Origin of the sequence: Solwaraspora sp. WMMB762, assembly GCF_049179115.1 — a bacterium.
Lineage (GTDB): Bacteria > Actinomycetota > Actinomycetes > Mycobacteriales > Micromonosporaceae > Micromonospora_E.
In genome coordinates, this window is record NZ_JBMHMD010000001.1 from 884,442 (window position 1) to 911,289 (window position 26,848).

Below are 26,848 nucleotides of genomic sequence, written 5' to 3' on the forward strand. Positions count from 1 at the left end.
GTACCGGCGGGCAGCAAGCCGTACCGGTAGACCGGGTGGCTAACCGGCGTCCGGTCCGCTGACCTCGGCCTGGTCGTCCGCGCGGACCACGTGGATGCACTCGCCGGGACAGTCCTTGGCCGCGTCGATCACGTCGAGCCGCAGCCGTTCGGGGACGGCGACCCGGGCGCCCTCGGCGACCTGTAGTTCGCCGGAGGCGTCCTTGACGTAGGCGAGTCCGTCGATGTCGAACTCGAAGACGTCCCGGGCGTACTGCACGCACAGCCCGTCCCCGGTGCAGAGGTCCTGGTCGACCCAGACCTGCAGCTCCGTGTCGGTTGATGCCGTTTCGCCCGGCTCTCCGGGGGACCGGGTCTCGGTCGGGGTCGTCACCGCGCACCTCCCTGGGTCGTGCCCGTCCTCGCGTCCCGACGGTACCCGACACGCCGTGGGACCGGCCGGCCAGGCGTCCGTCGGCCGCTTGTGACGTGCCCGGGCGATCAAGGTTGTGGGACGACTGTGTTGCGTGGGTTCGAAACGTCCGGCAAACGGCTAGTGTTAGGGCAGTACGTTTTAGCCCCCGGGGAGGTGGGACGTGGCACGCAGCGACGACGCGGATTCGCGCGCCGCACGGTGGGAGAAGGAGGCCCACGATCTCTCCACCCAGGTCGCGTTTCTTCAAGAGGAACTCGCTCTGGTGCGGCGCAAGTTGACCGAAAGCCCCCGACACGTCCGGCAGCTCGAGGAACGGCTGGCGGCAGCGCAGGCGCAGCTGGCCCGACTGACCGAGAACAACGAACGGCTCGTGGCGACCCTCAAGGAAGCCCGGGCCCAGATCGTCACGCTCAAGGAGGAGATCGACCGGCTGGCGCAACCGCCCAGCGGGTACGGCGTCTTCCTGGCCCGACACGCGGATGGCACGGTGGATGTCTTCACCGGCGGCCGGAAGCTGCGGGTGGCGCTCTCCCCATCGTTGGACGCCGACGAGCTCCAACGCGGCCAGGAGGTCCTGCTCAACGACGCGCTCAACGTGGTCGACGCGTTCGGGTACGAGCGGGTCGGTGAGGTGGTGATGCTCAAGGAACTCCTCGACAACCCGACCGGCGAGCCGAGTGACCGCGCTCTGGTCATCTCGCACGCCGACGAGGAGCGGGTGGTGCACCTGGCGCAGACGCTGGTTGGCAGCGCGCTGCGGGCCGGCGACTCGCTGATGATCGAGCCGCGGTCGGCGTACGCCTACGAGCGGATCCCGAAGAGCGAGGTCGAGGAGCTGGTGCTGGAGGAGGTGCCGGACGTCGACTACACCGACATCGGCGGCCTGCACGCCCAGATTGAGCAGATCAGGGACGCGGTCGAGCTGCCGTTCCTGCACGCGGAGCTGTTCCGTGAGCACCACCTGCGTCCACCGAAGGGCATCCTGCTCTACGGTCCGCCCGGGTGTGGCAAGACGCTGATCGCCAAGGCGGTGGCCAACTCCCTGGCCAAGAAGATCGCCGAGCGGCGGGGTGAGGAGAAGCACACCAGCTACTTCCTCAACATCAAGGGCCCTGAGCTGCTCAACAAGTACGTCGGTGAGACCGAGCGGCACATCCGGCTGATCTTCCAGCGGGCCCGGGAGAAGGCCGGCGAGGGTACTCCGGTGATCGTGTTCTTCGATGAGATGGACTCGGTCTTCCGGACCCGCGGTTCCGGTGTCTCCTCGGACGTGGAGAACACCATCGTTCCGCAGTTGCTGAGCGAGATCGACGGGGTCGAGGGCCTGGAGAACGTGATCGTGATCGGTGCCTCCAACCGGGAGGACATGATCGATCCGGCGATCCTGCGGCCCGGCCGGCTGGACGTCAAGATCAAGATCGAGCGTCCGGACGCCGAGGCGGCCAAGGACATCTTCTCCAAGTACATCCTCACCGGGCTGCCGCTGCACCCGGACGACCTCACCGAGCACGGCGACGATCCGCAGGCCACCGTGGCAGCCATGATCGACGCCGTGGTGCTGCGGATGTACTCGGAGACCGACGAGAACCGGTTCCTCGAGGTGACCTACGCCAACGGGGACAAGGAGGTCCTGTACTTCAAGGACTTCAACTCCGGCGCGATGATCCAGAACATCGTCGACCGGGGCAAGAAGATGGCGATCAAGGAGTTCCTCACCTCCGGGCGCAAGGGTCTGCGGTTGCAGCACCTGCTCGACGCGTGCGTCGACGAGTTCCGGGAGAACGAGGATCTGCCCAACACCACCAACCCGGACGACTGGGCCCGGATCTCCGGCAAGAAGGGGGAGCGGATCGTCTACATCCGTACCCTCGTCTCCGGCGGCAAGGGCGCGGAGGCCGGCCGGTCGATCGAGACGGCCAGCAACACCGGGCAGTACCTCTGACCACGGTCCGGTGTCCCGCACCCCGCCTCGGGGTGAGGGACACCGGTCCCGCGGCGCGGTCCATGCGCGCCACGGGACCGGTGTCCGACGCGCCCCCGCGTGACCACGCGGACACGCCAACGTCCGGTTCCGTCGGTGCGCGGACTACGCTCGACATGACGGGCGCCGACGGAAGCGATGAGGTAACGGCATGAGTGTGCGGCGGATCATGGGCACCGAGGTGGAGTACGGGATCTCCGTGCCCGGCCAGCCCGGAGCCAACCCGATGGTCACCTCCTCCCAGGTGGTCAACGCCTACGGCGCCCGACCCGAGCTGAACCGGGGCGGTCGGGCCCGGTGGGACTACGAGGAGGAGTCGCCGCTGCGTGACGCCCGGGGCTTCACCTACTCGGGGGCGGCCTACGATCCGGCGGAGGCCCTCGCCGACGAGGATCTCGGCCTGGCCAACGTGATCCTCACCAACGGCGCCCGGCTCTACGTCGACCACGCCCACCCCGAGTACTCCACCCCCGAGGTCACCAACCCGCTGGACCTGGTCCGGTGGGACAAGGCGGGGGAGCGGGTGATGGCGGAGGCGGCCCGCCGCGCGGCGACCATCCCCGGTTCGCACCCCATTCAGCTGTACAAGAACAACACCGACAACAAGGGCGCCAGCTACGGCGCCCACGAGAACTACCTGATGCGTCGGCAGACGCCGTTCGCCGACATCGTGGCGTACCTGACGCCGTTCTTCGTCACCCGGCAGATCGTCTGCGGTGCGGGCCGGGTCGGTATCGGCCAGGACGGCTCCCAGGCCGGGTTCCAGATCTCCCAGCGGGCCGACTTCTTCGAGGTCGAGGTGGGCCTGGAGACCACTCTGAAGCGGCCGATCATCAACACCCGGGACGAACCGCACGCCGACGCCGACAAGTACCGCCGGCTGCACGTGATCATCGGCGACGCCAACCTCTCGGAGATCTCCACCTACCTGAAGGTCGGCACCACCTCGTTGATCCTGACCATGATCGAGGAGAAGGCGCTCGGCGCCGATCTGGGCATCGCAGACCCGGTGGCCGAGCTCAAGGCGGTGAGCCACGATCCGTCCCTGGCGCATTTGATGCGGCTGCGCGACGGCCGTCGGCTCACCGCGCTCGACCTGCAGTGGGCGTTCTACGAACGGGCCAGGGCGTTCGTCGACGACCGGTACGGCACCGACCTCGACGAGGCCACGGCTGACGTGCTGGACCGCTGGGAGGACGTGCTCGACCGGCTGGGACGGGATGTGCTGTCCTGCGCGCAGGAGTTGGACTGGGTCGCGAAACTGCGGCTGCTCGACGGCTACCGGGAGCGGGAAGGGCTCACCTGGGCCTCGCCGAAACTGCAGCTGGTCGACCTGCAGTACGCCGACGTCAGGCCGGAGAAGGGCCTCTACCACCGCCTGGTGGGTCGGGGAGCGATGCGTACCCTGCTCGATGACGGCGCCACCCGCGCCGCGATGGTCGAGCCGCCACCGGACACCCGGGCCTACTTCCGCGGCCGGTGCCTGGCGCAGTACGCCTCCGAGGTGGTCGCCGCCAGCTGGGACTCGGTCATCTTCGACGTAGGCCGGGAGTCGCTGGTCCGGGTGCCGATGATGGAGCCGGAGCGGGGGACCCAGGCCCACGTGGGCGACCTGTTCGACCGGTGCGCCAGCGCCAAGGACCTGCTGGAGGTGCTCACCGGCGGTTGAGCCGGCCAGGTTCGCTTGGCGCGAACGTGGCCGACGCCGGCCGGTTCCGTCGCCACCGCGAGGTAAGTTTCACCTAGGCGATCGTGTGGAGGAGGCACCTGATGGCTACCCGTGACAGCGGCGGTCAGTCCCAGTCCGGCAAGTCCCGCCGGGCCGAGGAAGTCGACGAGACGGTCACCGAGACGGATCCGGAGGCCGCGCAGCGGCACGCTGAGATCACCGAGGACGTCGATGACCTGCTCGACGAGATCGACTCGGTGCTGGAAGAGAACGCCGAGGAGTTCGTCCGCGGCTACGTACAGAAGGGCGGCGAGTAGCTCGCCGGCGGTGAAGATCGCACCCAGCGGGTGCGCACGCTAGTCTGCTCCAACACACCGGTGGCCTCGACCGGCGCCGTGCCGGCACGGCGGCCCGGTCAGGCGATCACGTTCTGCAGAGAGGGACCACGTGGCAGCGGGATTCGATCCATCCGGACGCCTTCCGGACGTGTTCACCAACGCGGGAACGTCCTCCTTCACCCAGTTCCTGGCGTCGGCCGCACCGGATCTGCTGCCGGGGCGCCGCCCACTGCCGCCCGGGCTGTCCGCGGACGTCGGTCCGCACGCCACGACGATCGTCACGCTCGTCACTGCCGAAGGCGTGGTGATGGCTGGTGACCGCCGGGCGACGATGGGCAACCTGATCGCCAACCGGGACATCGAGAAGGTGCATCCCGCTGACGCCTACTCGTTGATTGGCATCGCCGGCACCGCCGGCATCGGCATCGAGCTGATGCGGTTGTTCCAGGTCGAGCTGGAACACTACGAGAAGATGGAGGGCGCCGTCCTCTCCCTGGACGGCAAGGCGAACCGCCTCGCGTCGATGATCCGCAACAACCTCGGTGCCGCGCTGCAAGGGCTGGCCGTGGTACCGCTGTTCGCCGGGTTCGACCTGGCCGCTACCGATCCGGCCGAGGCCGGCCGGATCTTCAGCTTCGACGTCACCGGCGGTCCGTACGAGACCACCGGTTTCGACGCGATCGGCTCCGGGTCGCTGTTCGCGAAAGCGGCTCTGAAGAAGCGGTACCGTTCCGGGCTGAGTAGCGCCGACGCGGTCCGCCTCGCGGTGGAGGCGCTGTACGACGCCGCCGACGACGACACCGCCACCGGCGGCCCCGACCTGACCCGCCGGATCTTCCCGGTGGTGATGACCGCGACGGCGGCCGGCACCCACCGGCTCACCGATGCCGAGTCGGCCCAGATCGCCGAGGCGGTCGTCGCCGCGCGTACCGAGAATCCGGGCGGCTGAACCCGCGAGTGCCGACTTGTCTCGTCCGCTGTAGTCGTTACCACCTGGTCGAAGGAGAGCCGCCGCCGTGGCAATGCAGTTCTACGCCTCGCCCGAGCAGATCATGCGGGACCGTTCCGAGCTTGCCCGCAAGGGCATCGCCCGGGGCCGTAGCGCGCTGGTGCTGAGCTTCGAGGGCGGTGTGCTGTTCGTCGCCGAGAACCTGTCCAGCGCCCTGCACAAGGTGAGCGAGATCTACGACCGGATCGGGTTCGCCGCCGTCGGCAAGTACAACGAGTTTGAGAATCTGCGCCGGGCGGGGGTGCGGATGGCCGACCTGAACGGCCTCAGCTACGACCGTCGCGACGTGACCGGGCGGGCGTTGGCCAACGCGTACGCGCAGACCCTTGGGTCGATCTTCACCGAGCAGTCGAAGCCGTTCGAGGTGGAGATCTGCGTCGCTGAGGTCGGGCTGGAGCCGGCCGCTGACGAGATCTACCGGTTGACCTACGACGGCTCGGTCACCGACGAGCCGGGGTGGATGGCGATGGGCGGTCACGCCGAGACGATCGCCGGTGTGCTGCGTACCGACCATCGGGCCGACATGTCGCTGTCCGACGCCGTCGGGCTCGCGGTGCGGGCCCTGGCCGAAGTGGGCGGCGAGAACGGTGCGACCCGCAGCATCGCCGCCGACCAGTTGGAGGTGGCGGTGCTCGACCGTCGCCGCCGTGGCCGGACCTTCCGTCGAATCACCGGTGCCGCGTTGACCGCGCTGCTCGACGGGGGTGCCGCCGCCTCGGCGGACGAGCCCTCGTCGGCAGAGGCGGGCCGGTCCGGCGGTCCCCGGGTGCCCGAGTCGACGCCGGAGAAACCGACCTCCTCGGCCGCCTCCGCCGACTTGGAGGACGCCGCCGGCGACTCCGGCACCACCGAACAGGACTGACCGGGCGCTGGGTGTGACGCACCAGGGCGGCGTTTCGGCCCGGCTGCGTCACACCCAGCGCCGCACCGTCCGCCAGTACGCGGACAGCACGGCGTTGAACACCGTCCTGCCCGGCGGGTCGATCAGCGGGGTGTCCAGCCGGTCGGTGAGGACCCGCATCCAGACCCGGTCCGGGACGGTCCGCTCGGCCTGCAGCCGTGCCCGGCGTCGCCGCAGGTGGCTGCGGTGCTGCCACAGCCACCGGTAGCCGCGGACCTTGTCGGCCAGCCAGCCCTGCCGGGCCGCCAGCACCAGCATCGCCAACTCCAGGGCCAGCAGCGGCGGACCGAGCAGCACCAGCGACCGGGCGCCCCACGTCGTGGCCACGAACATCACCCGATTGCGTTCGACAAGGTAGAACTTGAAGCTGTTGCGGCTGAACTCGTAGCGGTGCAGCGCCACCGCGTCCGGCACGTTGACCACTCGCAGACCGACTCGCCAGGTTCTGATCGACAGGTCCGCGTCCTCGTGGTAGGCGAAGTAGTGCGGGTCGAAACCCTCCAGCCGCTCCCAGTGCGCCCGCCGCGTCACCAGGCAGGCGCCCATGGCACCGGCGGTCTCGGTCGGCTCGGTGCGGGTCTCCCGCTCGCGGAACCCGCCGATCCAACTCAGCCCGAGCACGTGTACCTCGTTGCCGCGGGAGTTGAGCAGGTCGGGCTCGTCGGCCAGCCGCACCGCGCCGGCGGCGATGCCGATGCCCGGGTCGGCGAGCTCGTCCACCAGCCGGGCGAGGGTGGTCGGCTCGACCACCGCGTCGCCGTTGACCAACGCCACGTACTCGCCGTCGGCGGCGGCCACGCCGACGTTGCAGCCGGCGGAGAAGCCGATGTTGCTGCCGTCGCCGACCACCGTGACGCCGGGAACCTCCCGCAGCACGGTGACATCGTCGGTGGTGCATCCGTTGTCGACCAACACCACGTCGACGCCGACCTTCACCGAGGCGAGCAGGGCTTCCACCGATCGGCGCAGCAGCGGTTCCGCGCCCCAGGCCAACACGACGGCGCTGACCCGGGGCAGGCCGGACGACGTACTGGGTTCAGGGTTTATTTCCGACATTTCGGTTTCTCTCCTGGGCCTGGGAAATCCGGGCCGCCTCTGGCGCGGCGTGCCTGTCCTGCCGACTGGTCCGGTGGCCCGTGGAGGTCAGCCGCCGAACGCCGGGTCGCGCAACGCGGTGGAGAGCATGCTCCGCCAGTCTGCCATGACCGGTAGCCCGGCGAGCGCCCAACGCCGATGTCCGAGCACCGAGTACGCCGGCCGGGCGGCGGGCCGGTGGAAGTTGGCACTGGTGGTGGGGCGGATCCGCGCCGGGTCGAGGCCGCGCAGTGCGAACGCCTCCCGGGCCAGCCCGCACCAGGTCGTCTGCCCGCTCGCCGTCGCGTGGTAGATCCCGGCCGGGGCGGTGCCGGCGACCGCTGCCCCGGCCAGCATGACCATCTGGTCGGCGAGGGCGTACGACCAGGTCGGCTGACCATGCTGGTCGTCGACGACGTCGAGGTGTTCGCGCTCACCGGCCAGCCGCAGCATGGTCGCGACGAAGTTCGGTCCGTGCGCTCCGTAGAGCCACGCGGTCCGCACCACGTAGCCGCGCTCCGGCAGCAGTCGGGCGACGGCCTGCTCGCCGACGAGCTTGCTGCGGCCGTACCCGTTGACCGGCGAGGTCGGGGCGTCCTCCGGGTACGGGGAGGTGCCGTCGCCGGCGAACACGTAGTCGGTGGAGACGTGCACCAGGCGCGCACCGCTGTCGGCACAGGCCCGGGCCAGATGCGCCACGGCGGTGCCGTTGACGGCGGTGGCGGCGTCTTCAGCCTCCTCCGCGCCGTCCACGTCGGTCCACGCTGCGGCGTTGATCACTACCTGGTGCCCGTCGACTGCGGCAGCGACCGCCGCCGGGTCGGTGATGTCCAGATCGGTACGGGTCAGCGCGGTCACCGACCGGGTATCCCGGTGGTCGGCCAATGCGGCCAGCAGGTCCTGCCCCAGCATCCCACCGGCACCGGTGACCAGCCACCGGTCGGCCGCGGTCACGACGACGCCACGGGCTTTTTCAGCGGCTCCCACCAGGACCGGTTCTCCCGGTACCAGCGGACCGTGTCGGCCAGTCCTTCGTCCAGCGTGACACTCGGGGCGTAGCCCAGCTCGCGGGAGATCTTGCTGATGTCCAGCGAGTAGCGCCGGTCGTGCCCCTTGCGGTCGGTGACCGGGACGACCCGTTCCCACCCCACCCCACAGGCGTCCAGTAGCCGGGCGGTGAGCTCCTTGTTGGTCAGTTCGGTCCCGCCGCCGATGTGGTACACCTCGCCGGCGCGCCCGCCGGCGGCGACCAGCCCGATGCCCACGCAGTGGTCCCGCACGTGCAGCCAGTCCCGGATGTTGCCGCCGTCGCCGTACAGCGGCACCGTACCGCCGTCCAGCAGGTTGGTGACGAACAGCGGGACCACCTTCTCGGGGAACTGGTACGGCCCGTAGTTGTTGGAGCAGCGGGTCACCACCACGTCCATGCCGTGTGTTCGGTGGTAGGCCAGGGCCAGCAGGTCGGAGCCGGCCTTGGAAGCGGAGTACGGCGAGTTCGGCGCCAACGGCCAGTCCTCGGTCCACGACCCTTCGTCGATCGACCCGTACACCTCGTCGGTCGAGACGTGCAGGAACCGGTTCGTCCCGTGGCGCAGCGCCGCGTCGAGCAGGGTCTGGGTGCCCACCACGTTGGTGGTCACGAACTCCGCGGCACCGGTGATCGACCGGTCGACGTGCGACTCGGCGGCGAAGTGCACCACCATGTCGTGTCCGGCGAGTGCCCGGTCGACGGCGGCGGCGTCGCAGATGTCCGCTTGGACGAAGGTCAGCCGTGGGTCGTCGCGGACCGGGGCCAGGTTGGCGAGATTGCCGGAGTAGGTCAACTTGTCCAGCACGGTGACCGTAGCCGGACTGACCGGGGCGTTCGGATCGGTGAGCAGCATCCGGACGAATTCGGAACCGATGAAGCCGGCACCGCCGGTGACGAGGACTCTCACAGGTCCGGGAGTCTACGGGACACCGGCACCGTCGACCGGGGGATCGCCGGTGACGGCTTTCCGACGATGTCCCCGCCGGGACCGGCAATGGACTGGTGCACGACCGGCCCAGCAGGTGTCGGACGAAGGGTCCGACATCCGTGGCCGGCCCGTACGGGGAGCCCGTTGACGGTTGCTGTGGGTGGTTAGGCCGGTAGGCTCCCGCCGTGCGTGGAATCCTACTCGCCGGCGGTACCGGATCTCGGCTCTGGCCGATCACTCGCGCCGTGTCGAAACAGCTCATGCCGGTCTTCGACAAGCCGATGATCTACTACCCGCTCGCCACCCTGATCATGTCCGGCATCCAGGAGATCCTGGTCGTGACCACACCGGAGGATCAACCACAGTTCCGACGACTGCTCGGCGACGGCGCGCAGTTCGGGCTGCGACTGAGCTACCGGGCGCAGCCCCGGCCGGAAGGCATCGCCCAGGCATTCGTGCTCGGCGCGGACTTCATCGGCGATGAGTCCGTCGCGCTGATCCTGGGCGACAACATCTTCCACGGCATCGGTCTGGGCCGGAAGTTGTCCGACCACGCCGACCTGACCGGCGGCCTGATCTTCGCCTACCCGGTGGCCAACCCCGAGGCGTACGGCGTGGTCGACTTCGACGCCGCCGGCCGGGTCCTGTCGATCGAGGAGAAGCCGAAGCGGCCTCGGTCGCGCTACGCGGTGCCCGGACTGTACTTCTACGACAACCAGGTGGTGGAGATCGCTGCGGGGCTGAAACCGAGCGACCGCGGCGAGCTGGAGATCACTGCGGTCAACGAGGCGTACCGACGGGCCGGTCAGCTGTCGGTGACCGTGCTGGACCGGGGAACGGCCTGGCTGGACACCGGCACGTTCAATTCGATGATGCAGGCCGCTGAGTTCGTCCGGGTGATCGAGGAGCGCCAGGGCATGAAGATCGGCTGCGTCGAGGAGTCCGCCTGGCGCGCCGGACTGATCGACGACGGTCAGCTGCGCGCACTCGCCGAGCCGCTGACCAAGAGCGGTTACGGCAGCTACCTGCTGAGCCTGCTCGAGGAGCGCCACGACCACCGGTTGTCCGATGCCGGTCCGGCCGAGGAGGCCTGATGAAGATCCGGGAGCTCGAGATCGAGGGCGCCTGGGAGGTCACCCCGCAGCAGCACGGTGACCCGCGTGGGCTGTTCATGGAGTGGTACCGCTTCGATCACCTGGCCGGGGCGGTCGGGCATCCGCTGCGGCTGGCCCAGGGCAACCTGTCGGTCTCGGCGCGCGGCGTGGTCCGGGGCATCCACTTCGCCGATGTGCCGCCCGGTCAGGCCAAGTACATCAGCTGCGTACGGGGCGCGGTGGTCGACGTGATCGTCGACCTGCGGGTCGGTTCACCGACGTTCGGCCGGTGGACGGCGGTGCGGCTAGACGACGTGGACCGCCGCGCGGTCTACCTCAGCGAAGGACTCGGGCACGGGTTCTGCGCGATGTCCGACGACGCCACCCTGAACTATCTCTGCTCGACCACCTACAACCCGCGCGCCGAGCACGGTGTGCATCCCCTTGACGCCGACCTGGCCATCGACTGGCCGGTCGCCGCGCCACAGCTGTCCGCCCGCGACGACGCGGCCCCGACACTGGCCCAGGCCCGCGCCGACGGCCTGCTGCCGGACTACGGCCGCTGTCGGGAGTTCACTGCCCGGCTCTCCGCCGCCGAGTCGCCATACGCATCTGGCCAATAACTCTGCGCGAAAGCGACCTGTCGGGCGTAGTTCGTCCGACAGGTCGCCCGAGACTGACCACGGAGCCCTCGGGGCGGCTAATGTCTGGTCATGGAACGGCGAATCTTCGGGCTCGAAACCGAGTACGGTGTCACCTGCACCTACCGCGGCCAGCGGCGGCTGTCGCCGGACGAGGTGGCGCGCTACCTGTTCCGCCGGGTGGTCTCCTGGGGGCGGTCCAGCAACGTCTTTCTCCGCAACGGGGCCCGGCTCTACCTCGACGTCGGATCCCACCCGGAGTACGCCACGCCGGAGTGTGACTCGGTTACCGACCTGGTGGCGCACGACCGGGCCGGCGAGCGGATCCTCGAAGGGCTGCTGGTGGACGCTGAGAAGCGGCTGCACGACGAGGGCATCGCCGGCGAGATCTACCTGTTCAAGAACAACACCGACTCGGCCGGCAACTCGTACGGCTGCCACGAGAACTACCTCGTGTCCCGGCACGGCGAGTTCGGCCGGCTGGCCGACGTGCTCATCCCGTTCCTGGTCACCCGGCAGCTCATCTGCGGCGCCGGCAAGGTGCTGCAGACGCCGCGCGGGGCGGTCTACTGTCTGTCCCAGCGGGCCGAGCACATCTGGGAGGGCGTCTCCTCGGCGACCACCCGGTCCCGGCCGATCATCAACACCCGCGACGAACCGCACGCCGACGCCGAGCGGTACCGCCGGCTGCACGTCATCGTCGGCGACTCCAACATGAACGAGGTGACCACGCTGCTCAAGGTCGGCAGCGCGGACATCGTGCTGCGGATGATCGAAGCCGGCGTCGTCATGCGGGACCTGTCGTTGGAGAACCCGATCCGGGCGATCCGCGAGGTCTCCCACGACATCACCGGCCGGCGCAAGATCCGCCTCGCCTCCAACAAGGAGGTCAGCGCGCTGGAGATCCAGCAGGAGTACCTGGCCCGGGCGACCGAGTTCGTCGAACGCCGGGGCAGCGACCAGACCGCCAAACGGGTCGTCGAGCTGTGGGGCCGGGCACTGCGGGCGGTCGAGACCGGTGACCTGGATCCGGTCGCCCGGGAGATCGACTGGGTGACCAAGTTGAAGCTGATCGAGCGCTACCAGCGCAAGCACGATCTGCCGCTGTCCCACCCGCGGGTCGCCCAGATGGATCTGGCGTACCACGACCTGCGCCGTGGCCGCGGGCTGTACGCGCTGCTGGAGCGGCGCGGCCAGGTCGACCGGGTGGCCACCGATCCGGAGATCTTCGAGGCGAAGGAGACACCGCCGCAGACCACCCGGGCCCGGCTGCGCGGGGAGTTCATCCGGCACGCCCAGGAGAAGCGGCGGGACTTCACCGTCGACTGGGTCCACCTCAAGCTGAACGACCAGGCCCAGCGAACCGTGCTGTGCAAGGACCCGTTCCGGGCCTACGACGAGCGGGTGGAGCGGCTGATCGCGAGCATGTGACGGTAGGCTCCCAGACGATGGCTGACCCCACCCGCGACGATCCCGCGCCGCCGCCGCCGCCGCCGTCCGCCGCTGGCCGGCCGAGTCCGTTTCCCCGGACCGAGACCTGGCTCGAGCGGCGGCGCAACAAGATCGCTGCGGAGATCGCCCGCAACCGGCGCGGCGAGTACACCGTGCCCACCTGGGTGCTCGCCACGGCGTTGGCGCTCATCCTGGGTGTCTGGGCGGTTCTGATCATCGTCAGCTGAGCCGGTGCCGCCGGGTCAGCCGTCGCCGCCGGCCAGCGCTGTCGGGTCACTGGTCGCCGCCGGCCAGCGCCGCCGCGTGCCGGCCGGCGGCCGCGCAGGCCAGGAAGTACGCGTGGTCGCCGGCCAGGTCCCGGCCCATGGTGCGCAGCGGCACCGGGCTGGCCCGCAACGCCGCGTCGAGACCGTCGGTGGCGACCCGTACCGCACGGTGCCGGCCGATAGGGGAGACCAGCTGACGCAGCGCGGCCGTGACCTCGTCGGCGATCTCCGCCGGCAGGTCCGCCGGGACCACCAGGTCCGCCGGAGCAAGCGCCACCCAGCCGTACGCGGTGCCGCTGTGGTGCGACAGGCCGCGATGGCGCGGCCGCGGGTCGTCGGCGGAGATGCGCAGCGCGCCGACCGGTCGCCCGCCGAGTACGGCGGCGGCGTTGACCGCCTCGCCCACCCCGACGCCGGAGAAGCCCCATCTGGTGCCGGTGCCGAGGTTGCCCGGACCCTGGCAGACCACCGTCACGTCGGCGGCCAGCACGTGCCGGGCCGCCAGCAGCCCGCTGTGCACGGTGGTGGCCTCCAGATCGCCGCCGAAGCACTGGCCCACGGTGACCGTGCCGGCCAGCGTTGCGGACAGCCCGTCGAGGGTCCGGGAGAAGCCGGCGGGCAGCGCCCCGCCGTCGGTCATCACGTACCCGACGCGCAGCCGGGGCCGGTCGGCGAGGACGCCGGCGACGATCGCCGGCAGCGCCGAGTGCAGGTCGGCGGTGACCACCGGCATCCCGGCCAGGTCCTCGGCGTCGGCCAGCACCTGCCGGTGCGGTGACGCCTCCTCGTCGACCCCGCACACGATCGCCTGCAGCGGGGTGTAGCGGGCCTTCACCAGATGCCCGTCGGAGCGGTCCCGCCCGCCTGGCGGGTCCGGCGGCAGCCGGTCCGGCACCGCCACCACCAGGGCGTATCCGCCGGTGCCGAGCCCCATCAGCAGTGCCGAGACGTTCAGCAGCACCCGGTCGCCGGGTTCGGGTTCGCCGACCAGCGCCGGATAGGCCACCGCGCGTACCGGCTCCCCGTCGACCACGACGTCCAGTTCGACCGCCCCGCGCCACCGCCGCCGGACCGCGGTGACCCTGCCGTCACGCCATCGCACCATGCCGGGCACGCTAACCTGCACCCCCGTACAGCGGCCGGGCGGGGCGGTCGCTGCCCCGCCGACACTGCTAGCGTCGTGCCGTGTCCCGCAACCGGACCGAACGCCTGGTCAATCTCGTGATCTGCCTGTTGTCGACGCGGCGCTTCCTGACCGCCGCGCAGATCGCCGCGACCGTACCCGGCTACGAACACGATCCGTCCGACGTCCGTGACCACGAGGCCTTCCAGCGCAAGTTCGAGCGGGACAAGGCGGAGCTGCGGGACCTCGGCGTGCCGCTGGAAACCGGTGCGGCCAGCGCCTTCGACAGCGAACCGGGCTACCGGATCGCCCACCGCGAGTACGCGCTGCCGGAGATCCCGCTGGAGCCGGAGGAGGCCGCCGCCGTCGGCATCGCCGCCCGGCTGTGGCAGCACGCCGGGCTGGCCGCCGCCGCCTCGTCCGGGCTGGCCAAGTTGCGGGCCGCCGGCATCGACGTGGATCCGCAGGCCACACTCGGGGTGGAACCGGTGGTCACGGTCGACCCGGCATTCGCCGCGTTGACCGCCGCGGCCCGCGACCGGCGTCCGGTGACCTTCGACTACCGGGTGCCCAGCGGCGACACCCCCACCCGGCGGCGGCTGCAGCCCTGGGGAGTGGTCTGCTGGCGGGGTCGCTGGTACGTGGTCGGCCACGACCAGGACCGCGAGGCTACCCGCTGCTTCCGGTTGTCCCGGGTGGTGGGCGCGGTGCGGCTCACCGGTCGGGCCGGCAGTTTTTCCCCGCCGACCGGCGTCGACCTGATCAGTCACGTCGCCCGTTGGTCGGACCCGGTCGAACGTACCGGGGTGGCCACCGTGCTGGCCGGGCCGGGCCGGGCCGCCGGCCTGCGGCGCGGCGCGGAGTCCTGCGTCCCGGGCCCGGACGGGGACCGGCTGACCCTGCGCTACGCCGAGCCGGAGGCGCTCGCTGGCCAGCTGGCCAGGTACGGCGCCGACGTGCGGGTGGTCGATCCACCGGAGCTGCGCGAGCTGGTGATCCAGCGGCTGAAGGAGATCGTGGTGGCGCACCAGCCGGCCGGTGCGGAGGTGCGGGGGTGACCACGTCCCGACCGACCGGCTCGCGGGCCTCAGCCGACCGGCTCGCCCGGCTGCTCAACCTGGTGCCCTACCTGCTGGCCCGGCCGGGTGTGGAGATCGCCCAGGCCGCCGCCGACCTGGGCACCACCGCGCGTCAACTGCGGGAGGACCTGGAGCTGCTGTGGGTGTGCGGGCTGCCCGGCTACGGCCCCGGCGACCTGATCGACATGGCGTTCGACGGCGACCGGGTGACGATCACCTACGACGCCGGCATCGACCGACCGTTGCGGCTGACGCCGGACGAGGCCCTGGCCCTGGTGGTGGCGCTGCGGATGCTGGCCGAGACGCCGGGGCTGGCCAACCGGGACGCCGTCGAGCGGGCACTGGCCAAGATCGAGGACGCGGCGGGCGAGTCGGCCGGCGCCCCGGTCGCGGTACGCCTGCCCGGAGACACGGCCCGGCTGGACCGGCTGCGGTCGGCGGCACAGAGCGGCCGGGCGGTACGGATCACCTACTACACGGCGGCCCGCGACGAGACCACCGACCGGGTCGTCGACCCGATCCGGGTGCTCATGATCGGCGGTCGGGGCTATCTGGAGGCCTGGTGCCGGCGGGCCGAGGCGGTCCGGCTGTTCCGGGCCGACCGGGTCGACGCCCTGGTCGAGCTCGACCAGCCGGCCGCCGTACCGCCGCAGGCCGGTCGGCACGAACCCCGGGAGGCCGCGTTCCAACCGACGCCGGGCCTACCGTCGGTGGTCCTGCGGGTCGGCCGGTGCGGCCGGTGGATCACCGAGTACTACCCGTGCGAGGACGTCCGGGTCGAATCGAACGGCGAGTGGCTGGTCACCATGCGGGTCACCGACCTGGCCTGGGCCCGCCGGTTCGTGCTCGGGCTCGGCCCGGACGTCACGGTGGTCGCCCCGGCACAGTTGGTCGCGCAGGTGCACGCGGCAGCGTCCGCCGCGCTTGCCGCGTACGCCGTACCCGGCGCTGCGCCGGCTGCGGACCTGTCCGCTAGCGGCTAGTCTGCTCGGGTGCTGACCTGGATCGTTCTCGCCGTGCTGGGATGCGCGCTGTTGGTGCTCGTCGGGGCGGTCCGTCCGGTGCTGACCCGGTTGCCGGCGCTACGCCGTGCCGCGCTCGCCCTGCAGCGCCGCCAGGGCGAAGCGGAGGCGTTGGCTGCGCAGGCCGAGCAGTTGCAGCTGCGGCTGGCGCAGCTGGAGCAGAGCCTGGCGACGGGTCCACGGCCCGAACGGCCCGGGGACCGGCCGGACAGGTCCGGCTGACCAGCCGGACACGCCAATCTGGCTGTTCGGCCACTGCCCGCGCGGTGCCGGCGAGCGTTGTGCCCGCTGTGGTTGACGGGTCAGTTGATTGTGGTTGAGACTTCACCGACCAGGCCAGATTGACCCGGTCTGGCAGGTGGCGGACCCCGCGAACGCACGTACGATGGGCTCATCACCACCCGACGCACCGACTGGAGCTATGCCATGCAAGCCCTGAAGCCGTGGCACATCGCCGTACTTGTGGTCGTGCTGATCCTGCTCTTCGGCGCCAAACGACTGCCGGACGCGGCGCGGTCGCTTGGCCGCTCCCTGCGGATCATCAAGGCTGAGACCAAGAGCCTCGCCGACGACGACAAGGACCTCGCGGAGAAGGCCGACGCCCAGCACGGCCGCGCGCCGTACCAGGCCGAGCCGGTGATCGAGCCGACCAGCGTGCATCAGCCGGGCTACCAGCCGCCGCCGGCGCCGGCAGCCCCGGCGGCCGATCAGCCGCAGCGCGTCCGCGACGCCAACTGACCGGAAAGGTCTCCTGCCGTGGGCTTCGCCCTGCGTCGGCGCGGTCCGAGCAAGTTCGACCGTGCCTCCGACGGCTCGATGACCCTGATCGAGCACTTCCGTGAGCTGCGTACCCGGCTGTTCTGGGCCTCGCTGGCCGTCGTCGCCGGCCTGATCGTCGGCTACTTCCTCGCGGATCCGGCGTTCCAGCTGCTCAAGCAGCCGTACTGCCAGCTGCCCGACACCGGAGAGGTGACCGCCGACGGCTCCTGCCGGGACTTCCTGCAGCTGTCCCCGGTCGACGGCTTCGTTCTGAAGCTGAAGCTGGCGCTCTGGATCGGGCTGATCGTCGGCGGACCGGTCTGGCTCTACCAGCTCTGGGCCTTCATCGCCCCTGGTCTGCACCGGCACGAACGCAAGTGGGCGTACGTCTTCGTCTCGATCGCGGCACCGCTGTTCCTGGCCGGTGCGATGCTCGCCTACTTCGTCGTCGACAAGGGCCTGGCGTTCCTGCTGGAAGCCGGCGTCACCGGGCTGTCCACCCAGCTCGAGGTGACCCGGTACATCTCGTTCGTGACCACGATGATCCTGCTGTTCGGGGTCGCGTTCGAGTTCCCGCTGGTGCTGCTGATGCTCAACTTCACCGGTGTGGTCAGTGCGCGACGCCTGCTCAGTTGGTGGCGAGCGGTGGTCTTCGTCTGCTTCGCGTTCGCGGCGGTCGCCACCCCGGACCCCGGCCCGTTCGGGATGACCCTGCTGGCGTTGTGCCTGGCGCTGTTGTACTTCGTCGCGGTCGGGGTGGCGTTCCTCAACGACAAGCGTCGCGGTCGCGGCAAGGAGGTGTACGCCGGGTTGGACGACGACGAGGCGTCGCCGCTGGACGACGACCCGCAGCCGGTCGCGGTCGCGGAGCGGACCGAGACGGTCACCCCGGTCGTGCCGACCCAGCCGGTGCCGAAACCGTTGCCGATCGAGCGTCGCTACGACGACATGACGTGACCGGTCCGTCCGGCGGTCCGTCCGCCGAGGTGCCCGGCGCGGTCGCGGTGCTGGCGAACCCGGCGGCCGGTCACGGCCGGCAGGCGGCAGTCCTGCCGCTGGTCCGCGACCTGCTGGCGGCGACCGGCCGGCCGGTGCGGCTGCTGACCGCCGGCACCGCCGACCAGGCGGCGAGCGCCTGCCGGGCCGCGGTGGACGGTGGTGCGGCCGCGGTGGTGACCGTCGGCGGCGACGGCACCGTGCACCTCGCCCTGCAGGCGCTCGCCGGCACCGGTGTCCCGCTGGGGCCGGTGCCGACCGGCACCGGCAACGACTTCGCCGCCGGCACCGGATTTCCCGCCGATCCGGCCCGGGCGGCGGCGGTGATCGCCGCCGCCCTGCGCGCCGGCCGGAGCCGGTCCGTCGACCTGGCCCGGGTGTCTGTGCCCGGCCGGCCGGACCGGTGGTTCGGCGCGGTGCTGGCCGCCGGGTTCGACGCGGTCGTCAACGAGCGGGCCAACCGGATGCGCTGGCCGTCCGGGCCGCGCCGCTACGACCTGGCGGTCCTGGTCGAGTTGGCGCGGCTACGGCCGCGCCGTTACCGGATGGTGTGCGACGGCGAGCCGGACGAGTTCGACGCGGTGCTGGTCGCGGTCGGCAACTGCGCCAGCTACGGCGGCGGGATGCGGATCTGCCCGGCGGCCGACCCGACCGACGGCCTGCTCGACGTGGTGGTGGCCGGGCCGGTCTCCCGCCGTACGTTGATCCGGATCAAACCGCAGGTCCGTCGGGGCAGCCACGTCGACCATCCGATGGTGCGCAGCCTCCGGGCCCGTCAGGTGACGATCGACGCGCCGGATCTGGTCTGCTACGCCGACGGTGAACGGCTCGGGCCGCTGCCGGTGACCGTCACCGCCGTACCGGGAGCGGTGCGGCTGCTGCGGTGATCACCGGTCCGGTTCGCCGGTGGCCAGGTCGAGCACGGCGGCGAGTCCGTTGGCCCGACCCGGGTCGGCCGCCGGCAGCACCAGCGCCGCGCAGCCGGCCCGTACGGCGCCGGCGTCGGCCGGGGTGTCGCCCACCATCAGCGTCCGCTCCGGATCGACCCGCAGCATCCCGCAGGCCCGCAGGAAGATCGCCGGGTCGGGTTTGCAGCGGCCTACCTCGTAGGACAACGCCCAGGCGCCGATCAGGTCGGCCAGGCCCCAGGCGGCGAAGTGCGGGCGGATGTCGAAGCCGATGTTGCTGACCACGGCGACCGGCACCCCGGCGGCGTGCAGGGCCCGTAACGTCGCGGCGGTGTCCGCGTACGGCAGCCACCCGTCCGGGCCGAGCAGCCGCTGATAGAGGGCGTCGGCCAGGCCGTCCACCCCGCTGTCGACCGTCGCGGCCAGCCCGGTGTACGCGGCCCGGTGCGCCTGCGGGTACAGGTCGCGGTCGGCCCACACCTCGGCCAGTTGCGCGGGCACCCGGGTGGGCAGTGGCCCACCGGCCCGGCCGGCGGTCAGCAGCCGGTCGGCGAGGACGGTAGCCCGCCCCCGGTCCAGGGTCACCCCGCACGCCTCGGCACCCTGGGTGACCCAGCGGACCGGGTCCTCGACCTGGGCCAGTGTGCCGTGGAAGTCGAACAGGACCGCCTCGACCGGGCGGCGTCGTGGCCGGTCGGCCGGTTCGTACCCGGGACCGGCGGATACGTCGGGGCGGGGGCGTTCGGGATGATCCGGCACGCCTGCACCTTATCGAGCCGGCTCGGCGGCCCGGTAGGTTGCCCTAACCCGCGTGGACGCAGCCGCTGCTCGACCCTCGGCGCTCAGGAGTGACGAGACCCCTGACCGGGACGCCACCGGCCGGCTGCGATTAATCTTGCGGTATGTCGAGCCCCGCCGAGCGGTACGCCGCAGCGCGCCGCCGGGCCGCGCAGGCCGCCGCCTTTCCCGCGCTCGGGGAGTTCACCCTCGATCTCGGCTTCGACCTGGACGACTTCCAACGGGCCGCCTGCCAGGCCCTGGAACGGGGCAGCGGGGTGCTGGTCTGCGCGCCGACCGGGGCGGGCAAGACGGTGGTCGGCGAGTTCGCGGTCCACCTGGCGCTGCGCGCCGGTGCCGCGCCGGCCGGCGGCCCGCCGCGCAAGTGCTTCTACACCACCCCGATCAAGGCACTGTCCAACCAGAAGTACCACGACCTGGTCGACCGGTACGGTGCCGCCCAGGTGGGACTGCTGACCGGGGACAACGCGATCAACGGCGACGCGCCCGTGGTGGTGATGACCACCGAGGTGCTGCGCAACATGCTGTACGCCAATTCGGCCACTCTGGACGGCCTGGCCTACGTGGTGATGGACGAGGTGCACTACCTGGCCGACCGGTTCCGGGGCGCGGTCTGGGAGGAGGTGATCATTCACCTGCCGTCGTCGGTCGTCCTGGTGTCGTTGTCCGCGACGGTGTCCAACGCCGAGGAGTTCGCCGACTGGCTGGTCACCGTCCGCGGTGAGACCGAGGTGGTGGTCAGCGAGCACCGTCCTGTCCCGCTGTGGCAGCACATGCTGGTGGGGCGGCGGATGTTCGACCTGTTCCACGACGCCGACGCGGCCCGCAAACACGACGTGCATCCGGAGTTGCTGCGCTACAGCCGGGAGATGCTGCGCCGGCTGGAACTCGGTGACGGCCGTACCCACGGGCCGGGCTGGGGCCGGTCCGGTGGTCGCGGCCCGCGTTGGCGTCCGCCGCTGCGGGCGGACGTGATCGAACGCCTGGAGCGGGAGGGCCTGCTGCCGGCGATCCTGTTCGTGTTCAGCCGGGCCGGGTGCGATGCCGCCGTCGCCCAGTGTCTGGCCGCCGGGCTCCGGCTGACCACCCCGGACGAGCGCGCTGAGATCCGTCGGCTGGTGGAGTCACGGCTGTCCAGCCTGCCGGCCGAGGACCTGTCGGTGCTCGGCTACTGGGGCTGGCTGGACGGGCTGGAACGCGGTCTCGCCGCGCACCACGCCGGCATGCTGCCGGCCTTCAAGGAGGTCGTCGAGGAGCTGTTCGTCCGAGGCCTGATCAAAGCCGTGTTCGCCACCGAGACGCTGGCCTTGGGAATCAACATGCCGGCCCGCTGCGTGGTGCTGGAACGGCTGGTCAAGTTCAACGGTGAGGCGCACGTCGACCTGACCCCGGGCGAGTACACCCAGCTGACCGGTCGGGCCGGCCGGCGCGGTATCGACGTGGAGGGCCACGCGGTGGTGGTCTGGTCGCCGGAGGTCGATCCACGGCACGTCGCCGGGCTCGCCTCGACCCGGACCTACCCGCTGCGGTCGAGTTTCCGACCGTCCTACAACATGGCGGTCAACCTGGTCGGCACCGTCGGTTTCGACGCTGCCCGGGAACTGCTCGAGTCGTCCTTCGCCCAGTTCCAGGCGGACCGATCGGTGGTCGGCCTGGCCCGGCAGGCGCAGCGCAACACCGAGACCATCGAGGCGTACGGCGTCGAGGCGCGCTGCGACCTCGGCGACTTCGACGCGTACTTCGATCTGCGGGTGGCGATCGCCGACCGGGAGCGGGAGCTGGCCCGGCAGGGTCAGCAGCAGCGGCGCACCGCGGCGGTCGACTCGCTGGAGCGGCTGCGGGTCGGTGACGTCATCCGGGTGCCGTCGGGTCGGCGGGCCGGGTTGGCTGTGGTGCTGGATCCTGGGGCGGGTGGGTTCGGCGAGCCCCGCCCGCTGGTGCTGACCCAGGACCGGTGGGCGGGCCGGGTGTCGGTCGGCGACTTCACCGTCCCCGCGGAGGTGCTGACCCGGATCCGGGTGCCGAAGCATTTCAACCACCGGTCACCGGCGGCCCGGCGGGATCTGGCGGCGGCGGTGGCCGGGACGGGCCTGGGCCGCCACGGCGCTCGCCGCCGGGGGCGTGCGCGCGGTGACCGGGACGACGACCGGATCACCCAGTTGCGCGCCGAGTTGCGTCGGCACCCCTGCCACAGCTGTCCGGACCGGGAGGAGCATGCCCGCTGGGCGGAACGACGGCACCGGCTGGCCCGCGACACCGACGAGCTGCGGGCCCGGGTGGCCGGCCGGACCGGATCGTTGACCCGGACCTTCGACCGGGTCTGCGGTCTGCTGACCGACCGCGGCTACCTGACATCCGACGGTACGGTGACCGACGCCGGGCGGATGCTGGCCCGGATCTGGACGGAGACCGACCTGCTGGTCGCCGAGTGCCTGCGCCGAGGTGTCTGGGACGGTCTGGCGCCGGCGGAGCTGGCCGCCGCGGTGTCGGTGGTGGTGTACGAGGCCCGCCGCGACGTCGACGAGCGGGCGGCGCTGCCGCGGGGGGCGGTCGCCGCGGCGGTGGACGCCACCACCGCGATCTGGGCCAGACTGGAGGCCGACGAGGCGGCCGCCGGCCTGGAGTCGACCCGGGAGCCGGATCTCGGCTTTGTCTGGCCGATCTACCGGTGGGCCCGGGGCGAGCCGCTGGCCAAGGTGCTGGCCAGCGGGGACAGCCTGGACGGGGAGATGCCGGCCGGGGACTTCGTCCGGTGGGCCCGGCAGGTCGCCGACATGCTCGGGCAGCTGGCCCAGGCCCGGGGTGCGTCGCCGCAGCTGGCGCGGACGGCCGCGCAGGCGGTGTCCGCGCTGCAGCGCGGAGTACTGGCCTACCAGGCGACGGGGTGACTGCCGGTCGATGGTCGGGGTGCGTGACGTAGTCGCTGGTACCGGTGGTGTGTCACGATGTCGACACGGCCTGGCAAAACAACCGAACGATCGCTTGCGAAGACCCTTTTGGCTGCTCACCATCGGTCCGGGGAGTACCAGCCTGTGGCTTGGGCCTGAGGGGGCGGACGTGGCAGAGATCAATCATTTTGAGTACGGCTTCATCACACCCACACTGAGTTACGCACTGTCGGTGCTCGGTTCGTTTCTCGGACTGATCTGCGCCGTGCGGGTCCGTGAGTCGAACACCCCGGGCCGGCGCGCCTGGTGGCTGTCGCTGTCGGCCTTCGCGATCGGTGGCACCGCCATCTGGACCATGCACTTCATGGCGATGCTCGGCTTCAGCGTGGCCGGCACCCAGATCCGCTACGACATCGCGATCACCATCGCCAGCGCGGTGATCGCGATCGCCGCGGTCGCTTTCGGGCTGTTCCTGGTCGGCTTCGGCCGGCCGTCGCTGGCGAAGATCCTGCTCGGCGGGGTCATCACCGGCCTGGGCGTGGCCGCGATGCACTACACCGGGATGGCCGCCATGCGGCTCAACGGCGACATCGGCTACGCCTCGGGCCGGGTGACGCTTTCCGTGGTGATCGCGGTGATCGCGGCGACGGTGGCGCTGTGGTTGGCGGTCACGGTCCGCCGGCCGCTGGCGATGACCGGGTCCGCGCTGCTGATGGGTGTCGCGGTCAACGGTATGCACTTCACCGGCATGACGGCGATGTCGGTGCATCTGCACGAACCGACCGGCGTGCTCAACGGGGCGACCGCGGCCACCCTGCTGGTGCCGATCGGCGTGGCGGTGCTGCTGGTGGTGATCGGCCTGGTGTACGCGGTGCTGTCGGCCCCGACGGAGGAGGACCGGGCTGCGGCGGCGTACCTCGACGCGCGGATCGCCGAGCGGCGCAGCACCCCACCGCCGCCCCCGCCCCGACCGAACGGGTTCACCCCGCTGCGCAGTGGCTCGAACACCAGCGGCCCGAACACCGGCGGTGAGCAGAACGCGTCGAGTGGGTCAGGCGGGTTCAACGGGTTCAACGCCTGACCCGCTAGCGTCCGCGCCGCCGGACCCACCGTCGCCCAGCGCCATCGCGTCGACCAGGCGTCGGCAGGAGCCCGCGAGGTTCCACCGGGCGGCCAGACCCATCAACCGGTCGGAATCGGCCGGTGCGGCCGGCAGCCGCACCGGTTCGACCGCCAGATCGAGGTCCCTGGCCACCCGCACGACGGTCGGCGCGACCGCCAGGTAGTCGCGGGCGGCGGCCAGCCGGGCCCGCAGACCGGGAGCGAACCCGGACCGTGGGTCGTCCAGTGCCGTGACCAGCCCGGCAAGATCGCCGTACCGCTGCAGCAGCCGCGCGGCGGTCTTGGCGCCGACGCCCGGCACTCCCGGCAGGCCGTCGCTCGGGTCGCCGCGCAGCGCGGCGAAGTCGGCGTACCCGGCGGGCGGCACCCCGAAGCGCTGCTCGACGGCCGCGCCGTCGCAGTCCTCCAGCTTGGCCACGCCCCGACCGACGTAGAGCAGCCGGACCGGGTGGTCGTCGTCGACCAGCTGGAACAGGTCCCGGTCGCCGGAGACCACCTCGACCGGGCCGGCCTGGCGGGTGGCGAGCGTACCGAGCACGTCGTCGGCCTCGTAGCCGGCCGCGCCGATGGCCGGCACCCCCAGCGCGGACAGCACGTCCAGCAGTACCGGCAGCTGCGGCACCAGGGTGTCCGGGACGATCTCCCCGCCGCTGGGTGCCACCCGGTGTGCCTTGTACGACGGCAGCAACCGCACCCGCCAGGCGGGCCGCCAGTCGTGGTCGAGGGCGCAGATCAGTCGCCCCGGCCGTCGCCGGGTGATCAGTGCGGCGAGCATGTCGAGGAAGCCGCGTACGGCGTTGACCGGTTCGCCATCGGCGGTGCGGGCGGCGGACTCGGGCACCCCGAAGTACGCCCGGAAGTACAGGCTCGGGGCGTCGACGGCCAGTAGGGGGTCGGATCGGTTCACGCGCTACAGCCTCGCACAGCCCGGTGACACCGCCGGTTGTCCGGCACGGCCGGCGGGGCGGTGCGGCAGGCTGCCGACATGAGCTTCCTGCCCGGCCTGGAGCTGAGCCGCCGGTTTCACCACGCGGTGGTGGCGCCGGCGATCGCCGCCCGGTTCCCCCGGCTGCGCTACGCCGCAGCCCGGATGGACACCGGTTCGGAGCTGTTCGGGTTCGACACGGAACGCTCCCGCGACCACGACTGGGGCCCACGGGTACAGGTGTTCCTCGACCGCGCCGACGCCGGCCTGGCCGACCAGGTGTGCGCCGCCGTCGCCGAGGAGATGCCGGCGACCTTTCTGGGTTTCCCGACCAGGTTCGCGCCGGACGCCGACCGCAGTCTGGGGGTGCCGGCGCTCGACGGTGCCCGGCACGGGGTGACGGTGACGGACGTGGCTGCCTGGTGCCACCGGGTGCTGGGCTTCGATCCGGCCGACGGGCCGGGCCGGCTGGACTGGCTCGCCACCCCGACTCAGCGGCTCGCCGAGTTCACCGCCGGGGACGTGTTCCACGACGCTCTGCCGGACGTGGTGGCCCGGTCGGCCGGGCCGGTCGGTGGGCTTACCGGTCGTCGTGCGGTTCTCGCCTGGTACCCACCGGACATCTGGCGGTACGTGCTGGCCGCGGCCTGGGCCCGGGTGGCCGGCGAGGAGCCGTTCGTCGGCCGGTGCGGGGAGGTCGGCGACGAGATCGGCGGCGCGGTGGTGACCGCCCGGATCGTGCGGGACCTGATGCGGCTGGCGTTGCTGGTCGGCCGCTGCTATCCGCCGTACCACAAGTGGCTGGGCAGCGCGTTCGCCCGGCTGCCGGACGACGACGGGCTGTGCGCGACGTTGGCCGCGGCGTTGTCGGCGACCGGGTGGAGCGTGCGGCAGCGGCGGCTGTGCCAGGCGTACGAGCTGCTGGCGGTGCGGACCAACCAGCTCGCGCTGGCCGCACCGGTGGAGCCGACGGTACGGCCGTTCCGGGACCGGCCGTTCCTGGTACTCGACGCGGCCAGGTTCGCTCGGGCCCTGTGGTCGGCGATCGGTGACCGCGAGCTGCGGGCGCTGCCGGTGCTGGGGGCGGTGGATCAGGTCGTTGACCATACCGCGCTGCTCACCGATGTCGCGCGGACCCGCACGGTGATGGGTTGCGTCCTGGGGCTGGACCACGACGGGACGCGGCCAAACGAACGTTAAGCTTGCTGGGTGTCGATCGGCACCGTCGGCCCGCCACTGCGGGCCGGCGCCGGCCCGCTCACCACCCTGGAGCGCACCACCATGACCGTCGAACGCGTCCTGCCCACGCCCGAGGCATACGACCTGATCGAGTTGGCCACCGAGCTCGCCGACCGGGAGCTGGCCGGCCGGGCCGCCGATTTCGAGGCGCGGGCCGAGTTCCCCCGGGAGGTGGTCCGCACCCTCGGCCGGGCCGGTCTGCTCGGCCTGCCGTTCGCGGAGTCCGACGGCGGTGCGGGCCAGCCCTACGAGGTGTATCTGCAGGTGCTGGAGGTGCTGGCCAGCCGTTGGTTGGCGGTCGCCGAGGCGGTCAGCGTGCACACGTTGTCCTGCTATCCGGTGGCCGAGTACGGCACCGACCGGCAACGGAAGCTGTTGCCGGAGATGCTCGGCGGTGAGCTGCTGGGTGCGTACTGCCTCAGCGAGCCGCAGGGCGGGTCGGACGCGGCGGCGCTGACCACCCGGGCGGTTCGCGACGGGGACGACTACGTGGTGACCGGGACGAAGGCGTGGATCACCCATGCGGCGGTGGCCGATTTCTACAACGTCTTCTGCCGCACCGGCGGACCTGGAACGCGGGGCATCTCGTGTCTGTTCGTCCCGGCCGGCACCACCGGCGTGCTGCCGCAGCCGGCGGAGCGCACCATGGGCCTGCGCTCCTCCCCGGTCGCCCAACTGGTGTTCGACCAGGCCCGGGTGCCGACGGACCACCTGGTGGGTGCGGCGGGCTCCGGCTTCGGTGTGGCGATGTCCGCGCTGGCCGCCGGCCGGCTGGGGATCGCCGCCTGTGCGGTCGGGCTGGCCCAGGCAGCGCTCGACCACGCGGTCGGTTACGCCCGGGAGCGGGAGCAGTTCGGCCGGCCGATCATCGATCTGCAGGGCCTGGGGTTCCTGTTGGCGGACATGGCCACCCAGGTGTCGGCCGCTCGGGCGGTGACCCTGGCCGCGGCCCGGTTGCGCGACGCCGGTCGGGCGTACGCCGTCGAGGCGGCCAAGGCGAAACTGTTCGCCACCGACGTCGCGATGAAGGTCACCGTCGACGCGGTTCAGGTACTCGGTGGGTACGGCTATGCGGCCGACCATCCGGTGGAGCGGTACCTGCGGGAGGCGAAGGTGCTGCAGATCGTGGAGGGGACGAACCAGATCCAGCGGGTGGTGATCTCCCGGGCGCTGGCCCGGTGACGGTAGGTTT

Annotated in this window: 26 protein-coding genes; 19 read left to right on the plus strand and 7 right to left on the minus strand. The window is 71.5% G+C overall.

What is annotated here, in order from left to right; genetic code table 11:
• Positions 1-39: 39 nt before the first annotated feature.
• A complete protein-coding gene (locus ACN27J_RS04145) occupies positions 40-306 on the minus strand; it encodes a ferredoxin (RefSeq protein WP_421372108.1) in 267 nt (88 codons plus the stop codon).
• Between the two features lie 268 nt (positions 307-574).
• Between ACN27J_RS04145 and arc the strand changes: the two genes are divergently transcribed.
• The 5 genes from arc to prcA all read left to right on the plus strand — a co-directional run bounded on the left by arc (position 575) and on the right by prcA (position 6,273).
• Entirely contained in the window at positions 575-2,356 is a 1,782-nt protein-coding gene (gene arc / locus ACN27J_RS04150; protein ID WP_123601513.1) for a proteasome ATPase, read from the plus strand.
• A 190-nt stretch (positions 2,357-2,546) separates the two neighbouring features.
• The gene (gene dop, locus ACN27J_RS04155) at positions 2,547-4,064 is read left to right on the plus strand and encodes a depupylase/deamidase Dop (protein WP_421363717.1); all 1,518 of its coding nucleotides are present in this window, start codon (positions 2,547-2,549) and stop codon (positions 4,062-4,064) included.
• 101 nt (positions 4,065-4,165) lie between these two features.
• On the plus strand, positions 4,166-4,381 hold the full coding sequence (locus tag ACN27J_RS04160; RefSeq protein ID WP_123601515.1) for a ubiquitin-like protein Pup: 216 nt from the start codon (positions 4,166-4,168) through the stop codon (positions 4,379-4,381).
• 130 nt (positions 4,382-4,511) lie between these two features.
• Positions 4,512-5,351, plus strand: coding sequence for a proteasome subunit beta (gene prcB, locus ACN27J_RS04165; RefSeq protein WP_278169020.1), 840 nt, complete (start codon positions 4,512-4,514; stop codon positions 5,349-5,351).
• Between the two features lie 67 nt (positions 5,352-5,418).
• Positions 5,419-6,273: a proteasome subunit alpha gene (gene prcA / locus ACN27J_RS04170; protein WP_421363719.1), complete on the plus strand. Its 855-nt coding sequence runs from the start codon at positions 5,419-5,421 to the stop codon at positions 6,271-6,273.
• Positions 6,274-6,321: 48 nt separating this feature from the next.
• Here the strand turns inward: prcA and ACN27J_RS04175 are convergent, their stop codons facing one another.
• The 3 genes from ACN27J_RS04175 to rfbB all read right to left on the minus strand — a co-directional run bounded on the left by ACN27J_RS04175 (position 6,322) and on the right by rfbB (position 9,323).
• Complete coding sequence (locus ACN27J_RS04175; protein ID WP_421363722.1) at positions 6,322-7,368, minus strand: glycosyltransferase family 2 protein; 1,047 nt, start codon at positions 7,366-7,368, stop codon at positions 6,322-6,324.
• Between the two features lie 87 nt (positions 7,369-7,455).
• Complete coding sequence (rfbD, locus tag ACN27J_RS04180; protein WP_421363724.1) at positions 7,456-8,340, minus strand: dTDP-4-dehydrorhamnose reductase; 885 nt, start codon at positions 8,338-8,340, stop codon at positions 7,456-7,458.
• A complete protein-coding gene (rfbB, locus tag ACN27J_RS04185) occupies positions 8,337-9,323 on the minus strand; it encodes a dTDP-glucose 4,6-dehydratase (RefSeq protein ID WP_421363726.1) in 987 nt (328 codons plus the stop codon). Before rfbB ends, rfbD begins: the two co-directional genes overlap by 4 nt.
• A 206-nt stretch (positions 9,324-9,529) precedes the next feature.
• On the opposite strand from rfbB, the gene rfbA reads away from it, so the two are divergent.
• The 4 genes from rfbA to ACN27J_RS04205 all read left to right on the plus strand — a co-directional run bounded on the left by rfbA (position 9,530) and on the right by ACN27J_RS04205 (position 12,758).
• A complete protein-coding gene (gene rfbA, locus ACN27J_RS04190; RefSeq protein WP_421363729.1) occupies positions 9,530-10,438 on the plus strand; it encodes a glucose-1-phosphate thymidylyltransferase RfbA in 909 nt (302 codons plus the stop codon).
• Entirely contained in the window at positions 10,438-11,061 is a 624-nt protein-coding gene (rfbC, locus tag ACN27J_RS04195) for a dTDP-4-dehydrorhamnose 3,5-epimerase (RefSeq protein WP_278169026.1), read from the plus strand. Before rfbA ends, rfbC begins: the two co-directional genes overlap by 1 nt.
• Positions 11,062-11,151: 90 nt before the next feature.
• Positions 11,152-12,510: a Pup--protein ligase gene (gene pafA / locus ACN27J_RS04200; RefSeq protein WP_421363732.1), complete on the plus strand. Its 1,359-nt coding sequence runs from the start codon at positions 11,152-11,154 to the stop codon at positions 12,508-12,510.
• A 17-nt stretch (positions 12,511-12,527) separates the two neighbouring features.
• Entirely contained in the window at positions 12,528-12,758 is a 231-nt protein-coding gene (locus tag ACN27J_RS04205; RefSeq protein ID WP_421363735.1) for a hypothetical protein, read from the plus strand.
• A gap of 46 nt (positions 12,759-12,804) precedes the next feature.
• Here ACN27J_RS04205 and ACN27J_RS04210 read toward each other — a convergent pair whose 3' ends face one another.
• Entirely contained in the window at positions 12,805-13,902 is a 1,098-nt protein-coding gene (locus ACN27J_RS04210) for a DUF3866 family protein (protein ID WP_421363738.1), read from the minus strand.
• An 80-nt stretch (positions 13,903-13,982) separates the two neighbouring features.
• On the opposite strand from ACN27J_RS04210, the gene ACN27J_RS04215 reads away from it, so the two are divergent.
• From ACN27J_RS04215 to ACN27J_RS04240, 6 genes are all read left to right on the plus strand, one after another.
• Entirely contained in the window at positions 13,983-14,978 is a 996-nt protein-coding gene (locus ACN27J_RS04215) for a helix-turn-helix transcriptional regulator (RefSeq protein WP_421363740.1), read from the plus strand.
• A complete protein-coding gene (locus ACN27J_RS04220; RefSeq protein ID WP_421363743.1) occupies positions 14,975-15,982 on the plus strand; it encodes a helix-turn-helix transcriptional regulator in 1,008 nt (335 codons plus the stop codon). The genes ACN27J_RS04215 and ACN27J_RS04220 overlap by 4 nt, the downstream gene beginning before the upstream one ends.
• A gap of 9 nt (positions 15,983-15,991) precedes the next feature.
• The gene (locus tag ACN27J_RS04225; protein WP_421363746.1) at positions 15,992-16,243 is read left to right on the plus strand and encodes a hypothetical protein; all 252 of its coding nucleotides are present in this window, start codon (positions 15,992-15,994) and stop codon (positions 16,241-16,243) included.
• Between the two features lie 204 nt (positions 16,244-16,447).
• Entirely contained in the window at positions 16,448-16,759 is a 312-nt protein-coding gene (gene tatA, locus ACN27J_RS04230) for a Sec-independent protein translocase subunit TatA (protein ID WP_421363748.1), read from the plus strand.
• An 18-nt stretch (positions 16,760-16,777) separates the two neighbouring features.
• Positions 16,778-17,737: a twin-arginine translocase subunit TatC gene (gene tatC, locus ACN27J_RS04235; RefSeq protein ID WP_421363751.1), complete on the plus strand. Its 960-nt coding sequence runs from the start codon at positions 16,778-16,780 to the stop codon at positions 17,735-17,737.
• Positions 17,734-18,663, plus strand: coding sequence for a diacylglycerol kinase family protein (locus tag ACN27J_RS04240; RefSeq protein WP_421363754.1), 930 nt, complete (start codon positions 17,734-17,736; stop codon positions 18,661-18,663). Before tatC ends, ACN27J_RS04240 begins: the two co-directional genes overlap by 4 nt.
• Here the strand turns inward: ACN27J_RS04240 and ACN27J_RS04245 are convergent, their stop codons facing one another.
• Complete coding sequence (locus ACN27J_RS04245; RefSeq protein WP_421363756.1) at positions 18,664-19,443, minus strand: HAD family hydrolase; 780 nt, start codon at positions 19,441-19,443, stop codon at positions 18,664-18,666.
• 143 nt (positions 19,444-19,586) lie between these two features.
• On the opposite strand from ACN27J_RS04245, the gene ACN27J_RS04250 reads away from it, so the two are divergent.
• Together ACN27J_RS04250 and ACN27J_RS04255 are read left to right on the plus strand one after the other, a co-directional pair.
• Complete coding sequence (locus tag ACN27J_RS04250) at positions 19,587-22,370, plus strand: DEAD/DEAH box helicase (RefSeq protein ID WP_421363759.1); 2,784 nt, start codon at positions 19,587-19,589, stop codon at positions 22,368-22,370.
• A gap of 169 nt (positions 22,371-22,539) precedes the next feature.
• Positions 22,540-23,451, plus strand: a complete 912-nt coding sequence (locus ACN27J_RS04255; protein ID WP_421363762.1) for an MHYT domain-containing protein — start codon at positions 22,540-22,542, stop codon at positions 23,449-23,451.
• On the opposite strand, the gene ACN27J_RS04260 is transcribed toward ACN27J_RS04255, so the two are convergent.
• Entirely contained in the window at positions 23,422-24,399 is a 978-nt protein-coding gene (locus tag ACN27J_RS04260; protein WP_421363764.1) for a 5'-3' exonuclease, read from the minus strand. The two genes, ACN27J_RS04255 and ACN27J_RS04260, sit on opposite strands and share 30 nt — an antisense overlap.
• Positions 24,400-24,477: 78 nt before the next feature.
• On the opposite strand from ACN27J_RS04260, the gene ACN27J_RS04265 reads away from it, so the two are divergent.
• Positions 24,478-25,617, plus strand: coding sequence for a DUF4037 domain-containing protein (locus ACN27J_RS04265; protein ID WP_421363767.1), 1,140 nt, complete (start codon positions 24,478-24,480; stop codon positions 25,615-25,617).
• 81 nt (positions 25,618-25,698) lie between these two features.
• The gene (locus ACN27J_RS04270) at positions 25,699-26,838 is read left to right on the plus strand and encodes an acyl-CoA dehydrogenase family protein (RefSeq protein ID WP_421372109.1); all 1,140 of its coding nucleotides are present in this window, start codon (positions 25,699-25,701) and stop codon (positions 26,836-26,838) included.
• The last annotated feature ends 10 nt before the right edge of the window (positions 26,839-26,848 follow it).

Excerpts from the sequence above, each read along its gene's own strand:
- dop (WP_421363717.1), top strand. The coding sequence starts at position 2,547 with ATGAGTGTGCGGCGGATCATGGGCACCGAGGTGGAGTACGGGATCTCC.
- ACN27J_RS04160 (WP_123601515.1), top strand. The coding sequence starts at position 4,166 with ATGGCTACCCGTGACAGCGGCGGTCAGTCCCAGTCCGGCAAGTCCCGC.
- ACN27J_RS04175 (WP_421363722.1), bottom strand. The coding sequence starts at position 7,368 with ATGTCGGAAATAAACCCTGAACCCAGTACGTCGTCCGGCCTGCCCCGG.
- rfbC (WP_278169026.1), top strand. The coding sequence starts at position 10,438 with ATGAAGATCCGGGAGCTCGAGATCGAGGGCGCCTGGGAGGTCACCCCG.
- pafA (WP_421363732.1), top strand. The coding sequence starts at position 11,152 with ATGGAACGGCGAATCTTCGGGCTCGAAACCGAGTACGGTGTCACCTGC.
- ACN27J_RS04205 (WP_421363735.1), top strand. The coding sequence starts at position 12,528 with ATGGCTGACCCCACCCGCGACGATCCCGCGCCGCCGCCGCCGCCGCCG.
- ACN27J_RS04210 (WP_421363738.1), bottom strand. The coding sequence starts at position 13,902 with ATGGTGCGATGGCGTGACGGCAGGGTCACCGCGGTCCGGCGGCGGTGG.
- tatA (WP_421363748.1), top strand. The coding sequence starts at position 16,448 with ATGCAAGCCCTGAAGCCGTGGCACATCGCCGTACTTGTGGTCGTGCTG.
- ACN27J_RS04250 (WP_421363759.1), top strand. The coding sequence starts at position 19,587 with ATGTCGAGCCCCGCCGAGCGGTACGCCGCAGCGCGCCGCCGGGCCGCG.
- ACN27J_RS04265 (WP_421363767.1), top strand. The coding sequence starts at position 24,478 with ATGAGCTTCCTGCCCGGCCTGGAGCTGAGCCGCCGGTTTCACCACGCG.
- ACN27J_RS04270 (WP_421372109.1), top strand. The coding sequence starts at position 25,699 with ATGACCGTCGAACGCGTCCTGCCCACGCCCGAGGCATACGACCTGATC.